Raw genomic sequence first — 10,225 nt, forward strand, 5'->3', positions numbered from 1 at the left:
GGGGAAGGATTCGAACCTTCGAAGGCGGAGCCGTCAGATTTACAGTCTGATCCCTTTGGCCACTCGGGAACCCCTCCACAAGTGCGGAGCGGATAATAACAAACATTTAGATGCTGTAAACCCTTTTCCTTTGAAATTATGTGCGCTTGCTGGAATTTTCATCACATCGAAGGTTCTAGTACCTCAATCTGCAGATTTGAATGAATTCAGCGGGCATTTGAGCGATCCGTCATCCCGGAATTGAGACACCAGCTCTCGGAGGGCCTGTTCCGGTCGTGCTTCTGAGTACGTAAAAGTAGCTGTGCATACTTTATTGCTTAACTTTACATTTCTTTACCCTGCTTCATCGTTGGTTCAGATATCATTGGACCAGGTTGAATTTATTGGTTTTGTTATCATGAAAAAAATGCTGGTTGCTGTATTCGTTGCTGCGGCGTTATCCGGTGGCGGATTGCTGTCTTTTCTCGGTGGTTCGGGTTATCTAAGCCAATCGCAGGCAGCCGAAAAGCAGGTGAATCCTCGGGCAAGTCGTGTTGTGGCGGTCACAACAGGCGAAGTGACGTCACACCCTGTCGCGCAATCTTTATCCCTGATCGGAAAATTAGTGGCCCAGCGCTCGGTCAATGTTGCCACGGAGGTGGCGGCAAAAATCGACAACATTGTTGTTGGGAGTAATAGCCGGGTAGAAAAAGGCGAACTGCTGGTGCAGTTAGATGATGTTAAAACAGAGGCCGCTTTTGATGAGGCGCAAGCTTACTTTAATGATGAAAATCGTAAATACACCGAATATGAACGACTGGTAAAGCGTGGTGCGATTACCCAGACCGAGCTGGATGCCCAGCAAACGAGTGTGAATATTGCGCAGGCCCGATTGAAAGCCGCGCAAGCTGAACTGCAAGATCATGCTATTCGCGCGCCATTTTCCGGTACCGTCGGCTTAATCGACTTTAGTCCGGGTCATATGGTGACCGTGGGAACCGAGCTGTTTACTCTTGATGATCTGTCTGGCATGCGGTTGGATATTCAGGTTCCTGAGCAGTACTTATCCTATCTGATGGTCGGTATGACTGTTAGCGCGACGAGTCAGGCCTGGAAAGGGCAGACATTCAGCGGTGAAATTCAAGCGATTGATTCTCGGGTGCAGACGGATTCCCTCAATATCAAAGTGCGGGTTATGTTTGATAACGCAGACGGAAAATTAAAACCCGGCATGCTGATGGCGGCCAATATCGGTTTTGTTCCTCAAGAGGCTGCAATTATTCCGGTTCAGGCCTTGGAATACTCGGGAACTAAGCGATTCGTTTATTTAGTCGATGAGCATGACATTGCCCGGCGAACAGAAGTGGTGCTTGGTGCCCGGATTGACAGTGAAGTGGTGATTGAATCAGGGGTTGAGATCGGAGAGCGGATTGTGGTGCAAGGTCTGGTCAATATGCGAGATGGCTTGCAGGTGAATGATTTGACCGCCAGTAAGCCTGGAAACAAGACAAAAAGATCGGAGGATAATGCCTGATGTGGTTATCTGATGTTTCCGTTAAGCGACCGGTCGTGGCAATTGTACTCAGTTTGCTACTATGCGTGTTCGGCTTTGTCTCGTTTACAAAACTGGCTGTACGTGAGATGCCGGATGTCGAAAACCCGGTCGTCAGTGTCAGAACAACCTATGAAGGGGCATCTGCCACCGTCATGGAAAGCCAGGTGACGTCGCCGATTGAAGATGAGTTATCGGGGATCAGTGGTATCGATAACATTACCTCGGTCACGCGCAACGGCATGTCCCGGATCACCATTGAATTCAATATGGACTGGGATCTGACGGAGGGAGTCAGTGACGTGCGCGATGCGGTGGCCCGTGCCCAGCGTCGCCTGCCGAATGAAGCGAAAGATCCCGTGGTTTCGAAAGATAACGGTTCCGGTGAGCCTGCGGTCTATATCAACCTTTCATCTTCAGAGATGGACCGTACCCAGCTGACCGATTATGCCCAGCGGGTGCTGGAAGATCGCTTCAGCCTGATCAACGGCGTGAGCTCGGTCAATTTGAGCGGTGCGCTCTATAAGGTGATGTATGTGAAGCTCAAGCCTGAGCTGATGGCCGGGCGAGGGGTGACCACCAGCGATATTGTTAACACCTTAAAAAATGAAAACGTTGAATTACCCGGCGGTGAAGTACGTAACGATACAACCGTGATGTCTGTACGTACCGCCCGCTTGTATCAAACCCCTTCTGATTTTAACTATCTGGTGGTGCGCACCGCGGCCGACGGCTCGCCGGTGTACCTGAAAGATGTCGCCGATATAGCCATTGGGGCGGAGAATGAAAATTCGACCTTCAAAAGCGACGGGGTGGTCAACCTCAGCTTAGGTATCGTCACCATGTCAGATGCCAACCCGTTGGACGTCTCAAAAGCAGTACGTGCGGAAGTGGAGCGGATGCAGAAGTTCATTCCGCCAGGCACCAGCCTGACCCTGGACTATGACTCGACCATCTTTATTAATCGCTCTATTGCCGAAGTCTACAGCACGCTTTTGATCACCGGTGCGCTGGTCATCTTGGTGTTATACGTCTTTATCGGGCAGGCAAGGGCGACGCTGATCCCTGCCGTGACCGTACCGGTTTCATTGATATCGGCGTTTATTATGGCTTACTTTTTTGGCTTTTCTATCAACCTGCTGACTTTGATGGCGTTGATTTTGTCTATCGGCCTGGTGGTTGATGACGCCATTGTGGTGGTGGAAAATATTTTCCACCATCTGGAAAAAGGTGAATCGCCACTGCTGGCCGCTTATAAAGGCACCCGGGAAGTGGGCTTTGCGGTTGTGGCAACGACCGCGGTACTGGTGATGGTCTTCCTGCCGATCTCCTTCATGGAAGGCATGGTGGGGCGTCTGTTTACCGAATTTGCCGTATTGCTTGCCATGGCGGTGATCTTCTCCTCGCTAGTCGCGCTGACATTAACCCCGGTACTGGGCAGCAAGATGCTGAAAGCGAATGTAAAACCGGGCAAATTCAATCTGTGGATTGATAGCCAGTTTGCTAAGTTAGAAGGCATGTACCGCGCAGTGGTGACAGCAGCGGTTAAACGTCGCTTCATCGCCCCGGTCGTCGTGGCGGGCTGTATCGCTGCGAGTTACGGATTGATGCAGGTTGTGCCTGCGCAATTGGTTCCGCAGGAAGATCGCGGGGTGTTGTTTGCCTTTGTTAAAGGTGCCGAGGGGACCAGTTATAACCGTATGGTCGGCAATATGGATGAAGTAGAAAGCCGTCTGTTGCCAATGCTCGGGCAAGGCGTGGTTAAATCGGTCAGCCTGCAAGCGCCTGCTTTTGGTGGCCGTGCTGGCGATCAGACCGGTTTTGTGATTATTCAGCTGGAAGACTGGGAAGATCGCAGCGTCAACGCTCAGCAGGCCTTAGGTATGGTCAGCAAAGCATTGCAGGGTATTCCAGATATCTGGGTCAGACCGATGATGCCGGGTTTCCGTGGCGGATCGTCAGAGCCCGTGCAGTTTGTACTGGGCGGATCGGATTACAATGAGTTGTTCAAATGGGCGACTCAGTTGCAGGACATCGCAGAAAACAGTCCGATGCTCGAAGGCATGGATCTTGACTACGCAGAAACAACCCCGGAGCTGGTGGTAACGGTAAACCGCCAGCGTGCTGCTGAGCTGGGTATTCCGGTTGCGGACATTGCTGAGACACTGGAGATCATGCTCGGCGGCCGCAGTGAAACGACATTCGTTGAACGTGGTGAAGAGTATGATGTGTACTTACGCGGTGATGAGAACAGCTTCAACAGTTCGGCCGATCTGAGCCAGATCTACCTGCGAGCGGAAAATGGCCAGCTGATCACCCTTGATACGGTGGCAGATATTGAAGAAGTGGCCTCACCGCAGAAGCTGAGCCATACCGAGAAACAGAAGTCGATCACCTTGAAAGGCAACCTCGGGGCTGGTTATACCCTGGGTGATGCGCTGAATTTCCTTGATGAGCAAGCCATTGAGATGCTGCCGAGCGATATCACCATCAATTATTCCGGCGAGTCGAAAGATTTTCGCGAAAACCAGAGTGACATCTTCCTGGTCTTCGGGCTGGCGCTACTGGTGGCCTATCTGGTACTGGCGGCCCAGTTTGAAAGTTTCATTAACCCGCTGGTGGTGATGCTGACGGTACCCATGGGTATTTTCGGTGGCATGGGCGGTTTGTGGCTGATGGGGCAGGGGCTGAATATCTACAGCCAAATCGGGATGATCATGCTGATTGGTATGGTAACCAAAAACGGGATCCTGATTGTCGAGTTTGCCAACCAGCTACGCGATAAAGGTGTTGCGTTTGAACAGGCAATCATTGACGCCTCGGTGCGCCGTTTGCGTCCTATCCTGATGACGGCTTTTACCACCCTGTTCGGTGCTATTCCGCTGATCCTCTCAAGTGGGGCCGGCTCTGAGAGTCGTCTCGCCGTCGGTACTGTGGTGTTCTTCGGTATGGCCTTTGCGACGTTGGTGACCCTGCTGGTGATCCCTGCGATGTATCGTCTGTTGTCTGGCAAGACGACTTCGCCGGGCCATGTCGCCGCGCAGCTGGAAAAAGCCATACAGCATGACTATATAGGTCGCGCCAGTCACGGTGATTTGCCAGAAGTAAAAGAAAGTTAATATTGGTGAGGTACTCATCTTGTTTGAATCGGAAACCGCCTCAAGGGGCGGTTTTTTGCTGCATTGAACATAATTTCTCTTCCAGTACCCGATGGGATTGGTAGAATCAGAGGGTATAGTCAATTAAATACCCTTGATCGCGTTGCGAAACGCTCATTAAAGAAGAAACCCATGTCACAGAATCAGTCTGAAAACCATGCTTTGTCTGAAAAACAGGATAAACCGGTCCGATTAAATAAATTTATCAGTGATACAGGCTTTTGCTCACGCCGTGAGGCGGACAAGCTTATTGATCAAGGACGAGTCACCATTAATGGCCTGTCACCTGAAATGGGCACCAAAGTGCTGCCAGGTGACGAAGTACTGGTGGATGATAAGCCGCTGCGGGCCAAAGAAAAGCCGATCTACATTGCGCTGAATAAGCCGACCGGTATTACGTGTACCACTGAGCGCCACATCGAAGGTAACATCGTTGATTTTATCGGCCATCGCAAGCGTATCTTTCCTATCGGACGCTTAGATAAGCCGTCTGACGGTTTGATCTTCCTGACCAATGACGGTGATATTGTTAACAAAATTCTTCGTGCCGGTAACTCGCATGAAAAAGAGTATGTGGTGCGTGTCGATAAGCCGATCACTCAAGAGTTTTTAGACAAAATGGCGTCAGGGGTGGAAATCTTAGACACCGTGACTTTGCCGTGTAAAGTGAGCAAAGAAACTAACTTCTCCTTCCGTATCGTGCTGACGCAGGGCTTAAACCGCCAGATCCGCCGTATGTGTGAAGCGTTAGGCTATGACGTGTATAAACTGCGTCGTGTTCGTATCATGAACATCACCATCGATGGCCTGCCTAATGGTAAATGGCGTTATCTGACCGATGATGAAATTGTCGATATTAACCGTCTGATCGCTCAATCAAGTGGTACCGAAGAAGCATCGAAGGTCGATAGCAATGGCAAGGAGATCGCCAAAGCAACCGACGCCAAGTTGTTTGATAGTCGCCTGCAAGAGGCGGGCGAGCGCCATATCTCTGCTCGTAATCAAGATCCTTCACGCCCGCGCAGTGTCAGCAATGGCGAAGTGAAGTACAAAACCTACAAAGGCAAGGGAGAGAGTCAGTCTCGTCGCTCGAATGAACGTGACGGTAAGCATGGTGATTCCCGCAATGGCAGCACTGATAGCCGCCGTGGTGGCCGTCCGAATCGTTCTGACAATCAAAACAGCGACCGTCAGGCTCCTCGTGATAACCAATCTCCTCGAGATAAGAAAGCTTCGCAAGAGACTAAGCCAAGCCAAAGCGGCATCAAGAAATGGCGTTCGAAAAGCGAGAGAGGATAAATAGCAGCCCTGGGAAGAAAAGGCCCTGGGCCCTAGGTAAGAACGAAGAAATGAAAATCGTGAGTTTTTATAAAGGCTCACGATTTTTTTATCGAGAAAAGCCAATAAACCGCCAGACAGTAGACTTACATACTTACTCAAGACTCAACGGGCGATTATCAGGGATCCATTTGCGATGAAATATAAAGGGCTTACATATCAAGCTGGTTCTTCATGGCTGGACAATTCCGTGCACAATGGATCCCTGGTCTATTACCTTCTTTGGGGCGATAAATTGGTCATATCAAGTTGATTCTATATCTAGATGTCAGTATTGAGTCTTACTGGGATGACAACCTTTTATTTCATCAAAGGAATATAAATAAATTGAACGCATCATTTTCTATGTGAAACAGTATTAGCCCCAGAACCCCTCTCCCTCCGCTCTGAATATTTTCCCCCTTGCATTCCGCCTGCTGAATTTGCACTATGTAGTGACTGACAAAATGAATGAATAATGACATTCGGACGAATAGACAGAGGAAGTAATGGCAGGCAATACGATTGGACAACTATTTCGCGTCACCACTTTTGGTGAAAGCCATGGTCTGGCATTAGGCTGTATTATTGATGGCTGTCCTCCGGGTCTGGCATTGACCGAAGCAGACATGCAGCACGATCTTGATCGCCGTCGTCCGGGAACATCTAAGTACACGACACAGCGTCGTGAAGCAGATGAAGTAAAAATCCTTTCCGGTGTATTTGAAGGCCAGACGACAGGTACGTCTATTGGCCTGCTGATTGAAAATACCGATCAGCGTTCAACAGACTATTCCAACATCCAGGATCTGTTTCGCCCTGGCCATGCCGATTATACCTACCACCAGAAATACGGAGTACGTGATCACCGTGGCGGTGGCCGTTCTTCTGCCCGAGAAACGGCGATGCGTGTTGCTGCCGGTGCAGTAGCAAAAAAATATTTAAAGCAGTTACATGGCATTGAAGTGCGTGCTTACCTGTCGCAAATAGGCGATGTAAAAATCGATAAAGTCGATTGGGATCAGATCGCTCAGAATGCATTTTTCTGTCCGGACGCTGATAAAGTCGATGCTTTCGATGAGCTGATCCGCAAGCTGAAAAAAGAAGGCGATTCCATTGGTGCCAAACTGACAGTGGTGGCCAGCAATGTGCCAGTTGGTTTAGGTGAACCGGTTTTTGACCGTCTGGATGCTGATATCGCTCACTCATTAATGAGCATCAATGCCGTCAAAGGGGTCGAAATTGGCGATGGCTTTGGGGTGGTTGAGCAACGTGGCAGCCAGCACCGTGACGAAATGACCTTGCAGGGTTTTAAAACCAACCATGCTGGTGGCATATTAGGCGGGATTTCATCGGGTCAGGATATTATTGCCCACATTGCACTGAAGCCGACTTCGAGCATTACCGTACCGGGCGAGACAATCACCAAGCAAGGCGAATCGGCGGAAGTGATCACCAAAGGTCGTCACGACCCATGTGTGGGGATCCGTGCGGTACCCATTGCAGAAGCAATGCTCGCGATCACCTTGATGGATCATCTGCTGCGGCACCGCGGCCAGAATGCCGGTGTCGTGACAGAGACGCCGAAGATATAGTTTAGAGACGAGGGACTAGGAGCTAGATTAGAGGGGCGAGTTTTTAGAATCTCGCCACTCGCTACTTGTTTTCCTAGTTTCTCGCTACTTGCTTCTCGTCACTCGACTCTTCTAACCTGAATACCGGTAATCGCCAGCTCCATTGTACCGCGGCCATGCGGGCAACAAATCCCACCACTAACGTCGAAAGGGTCGCGATCATTTCTGGCACGGCAAAAAACATCATGCCGTAGTACATGCTGCCGGCAAGAAAAGCAACCGATGCATAAAGCTCCTTATGGAGCACCATGGGTTGCTGGCGGCAGATAAGATCACGTAGCAGGCCGCCGAATATCCCAGTGACCACCGCAGAAACAATACAGATGATCGCCGGCAAACCCATATCCATCGCAATACGGCAACCGATGATACTAAAGACAATCAAGCCAACCGCATCAAGAATGATGAAAAATTTATGGAAGCGTACGACCCATTTAGCAATAACCGTCGTTAACAAACCGGCAAGGCAGGTGATCACAAGGTATTGAGGGTTTGCCACCCAACCTAAAGGATAATGGCCCAGCAAGACATCACGTACCGTCCCGCCACCAATCGCAGTCGCACTGGCAACCAGCATAACACCAAACCAGTCCATATGACGTTTACCCGCAGCCAACGCACCGGTCATGGCTTCGGCAGTAATACCAATTATATAAAGTGTTGTTAATAGCATGAGAAATATTCAGTATAAATAAAGAATGAAAAGGATAGGTGGATTGTATTTGTGATTTACGTTTGATTCGAATGAAAAGATTATCTCCATGCATTACCTGTATTCATGGTTGTGGAAGGGCGATTCCATGGCGTTCTAGTTTGAGTAGGTAGCAAGAGGCGAGTAACAAGAAGCGAGTGTTTGAGGTGCTAGAAAATCGTCCATGAGCCTTTTCTCGTATATAATCAGTACCTAAATGTGTTATCTCTCAATGTGGGTATCGGGTTAATCGGAGAAGACGGACATTGACCGTTTCAATCTTATGCGTTTAGATACTCGTATCTCGTACTTCGAACCTGAAATAACCATGCCCCATAATTACGACGATCTCATTCAAATTTTTAACGACATTTTTAGCGGTAGTTTCAACACTGAGTTAGTGCTGGGTGGTGATGAGCCGATCTATTTACCCGCTGATGACAGTCACTCCCGTCACCGTATTATTTTTGCGCGTGGTTTCTTTGCTTCAGCCATGCACGAAATAGCTCACTGGTGCATTGCCGGCCCGCAACGTCGTTTGCTGGAAGACTATGGTTATTGGTACGAACCGGATGGCCGAATAGCTGAAGTACAGGCAGAGTTTGAAAAAGTCGAAATTAAACCCCAAGCAATCGAGTGGATCTTGTCCGCCAGCTGTGGTTTTCGATTTCAGGTCAGCTGTGATAATCTGAGCGGCAATTGCGAGCCAGACCGAATAGGTTTTACCAATAAGGTACGGGAACAGGTACTTGTCTACCTAGCTCAAGGTATACCAGAACGCGTAAGAATTTTCTCAGAGGCGCTGCGTGAGCATTACCATATTGCCCCTTTGCAACCAGTAGATTTTCAAGCGTCAAATTAGAGATGAGTGTTTAGAGGCGAGTTTCGAGTAATACGTATCTAGAAACTAGTCCCTCGAACCTAGGTCCTACAATTTTAATAAAGAGAAAAAGCGATGATCCAGCAATACGAAGAGAAGCTATTAACCTTGATCGATCTGATGGTAGAAACGGCATCAGACGATCAGCTATTTGCTGGGGGCTACCTCCGCGGTCACATTTCACTGTCAGCAGCGAGTTGTGAGATGGAAGGCATCAGCTCGGTAGAAGCGATGAATCAGGCCGTTGATGCCAGCCTGACTGAAGCGCAGTCAGAGCTGAATCCTGCTGATCGACTAATTGTGAAAGAAATGTGGTCTCAACTGCAGCAGAGTGTTTGAAAATTGTTTAAAGGTTGATGGGTAATATAATAATAGCGCCATTAAAATGGCGTTGTTATTATAGACATTGACGGATTCTATTATTTTAGCTGTTTATTTTTCTGTGCTTAAATATTTGCGTTTATAGTCAGAAGATTTCGCAAAGATAAGAATTGGAATAATCACAAATAAAAAACCCGCAGCATATTCTATATTCTCATTGGCTAATAGCTGATAACAGCTGGTTGAGAAAATACCGATAATAATCAGTATGTTAGCCTTGTGGGTGTATGGGTGGCTCACTGAAAAATGGGCATATTTTCTGAACATAATTTTTAAACTCGTCTACAAGATATTATAAATGTATATATGCCACTGATTTAGTAATTATTATTTTTTAATGGCAAAACAGTTAATAGTTAATTCTATTGAAAATATGGAATTTGTCTGTAATGTTTTTTGATTTTTACGTATAAAATCACGGTATTTAGTACTATAAATAAAATAATAGAAGTGAGTTTCTAGAAGCGAGGGGCTAGGAGGGGCGGTAAGAGCGGACCTATGGCCCTGAGGCTCTATGGGAAAAGCGAAGTTGTGCTGTAATTTGATTGACATCCATGTAAGTCAATTGCACGCTGCCCAGAACCCCAGAACCCCAGAACCCCAGAACCCCAGAACCCCAGAACCCCAGAACCC

7 protein-coding genes are annotated in these 10,225 nt (G+C 48.4%); 6 read left to right on the top strand and 1 reads right to left on the bottom strand.

From position 1 onward, the window contains the following. The first annotated feature begins 397 nt into the window (after positions 1 to 397). From R3289_RS20270 to aroC, 4 genes are all read left to right on the top strand, one after another. A complete protein-coding gene (locus R3289_RS20270; protein ID WP_318927721.1) occupies positions 398 to 1,513 on the top strand; it encodes an efflux RND transporter periplasmic adaptor subunit in 1,116 nt (371 codons plus the stop codon). Next, on the top strand, positions 1,513 to 4,650 hold the full coding sequence (locus R3289_RS20275) for a multidrug efflux RND transporter permease subunit (RefSeq protein ID WP_318927722.1): 3,138 nt from the start codon (positions 1,513 to 1,515) through the stop codon (positions 4,648 to 4,650). The genes R3289_RS20270 and R3289_RS20275 overlap by 1 nt, the downstream gene beginning before the upstream one ends. A 171-nt stretch (positions 4,651 to 4,821) precedes the next feature. Next, a complete protein-coding gene (gene rluF / locus R3289_RS20280) occupies positions 4,822 to 5,988 on the top strand; it encodes a 23S rRNA pseudouridine(2604) synthase RluF (protein ID WP_318927723.1) in 1,167 nt (388 codons plus the stop codon). 527 nt (positions 5,989 to 6,515) lie between these two features. Next, on the top strand, positions 6,516 to 7,601 hold the full coding sequence (gene aroC, locus R3289_RS20285) for a chorismate synthase (protein WP_318927724.1): 1,086 nt from the start codon (positions 6,516 to 6,518) through the stop codon (positions 7,599 to 7,601). 73 nt (positions 7,602 to 7,674) lie between these two features. On the opposite strand, the gene R3289_RS20290 is transcribed toward aroC, so the two are convergent. Continuing rightward, entirely contained in the window at positions 7,675 to 8,313 is a 639-nt protein-coding gene (locus R3289_RS20290; protein WP_318927725.1) for a trimeric intracellular cation channel family protein, read from the bottom strand. A 346-nt stretch (positions 8,314 to 8,659) separates the two neighbouring features. Here R3289_RS20290 and R3289_RS20295 point away from each other — a divergent pair, with 346 nt between their 5' ends. Continuing rightward, positions 8,660 to 9,193 carry an elongation factor P hydroxylase gene (locus R3289_RS20295; protein WP_318927726.1) on the top strand — a complete coding sequence of 178 codons (534 nt, stop codon included), beginning with the start codon at positions 8,660 to 8,662 and terminating at the stop codon, positions 9,191 to 9,193. A gap of 93 nt (positions 9,194 to 9,286) precedes the next feature. Then, the gene (locus R3289_RS20300; RefSeq protein WP_318927727.1) at positions 9,287 to 9,550 is read left to right on the top strand and encodes a YfcL family protein; all 264 of its coding nucleotides are present in this window, start codon (positions 9,287 to 9,289) and stop codon (positions 9,548 to 9,550) included. Positions 9,551 to 10,225: the final 675 nt, after the last annotated feature.

Source organism: Photobacterium sp., assembly GCF_033720175.1.
GTDB lineage: Bacteria > Pseudomonadota > Gammaproteobacteria > Enterobacterales > Vibrionaceae > Photobacterium.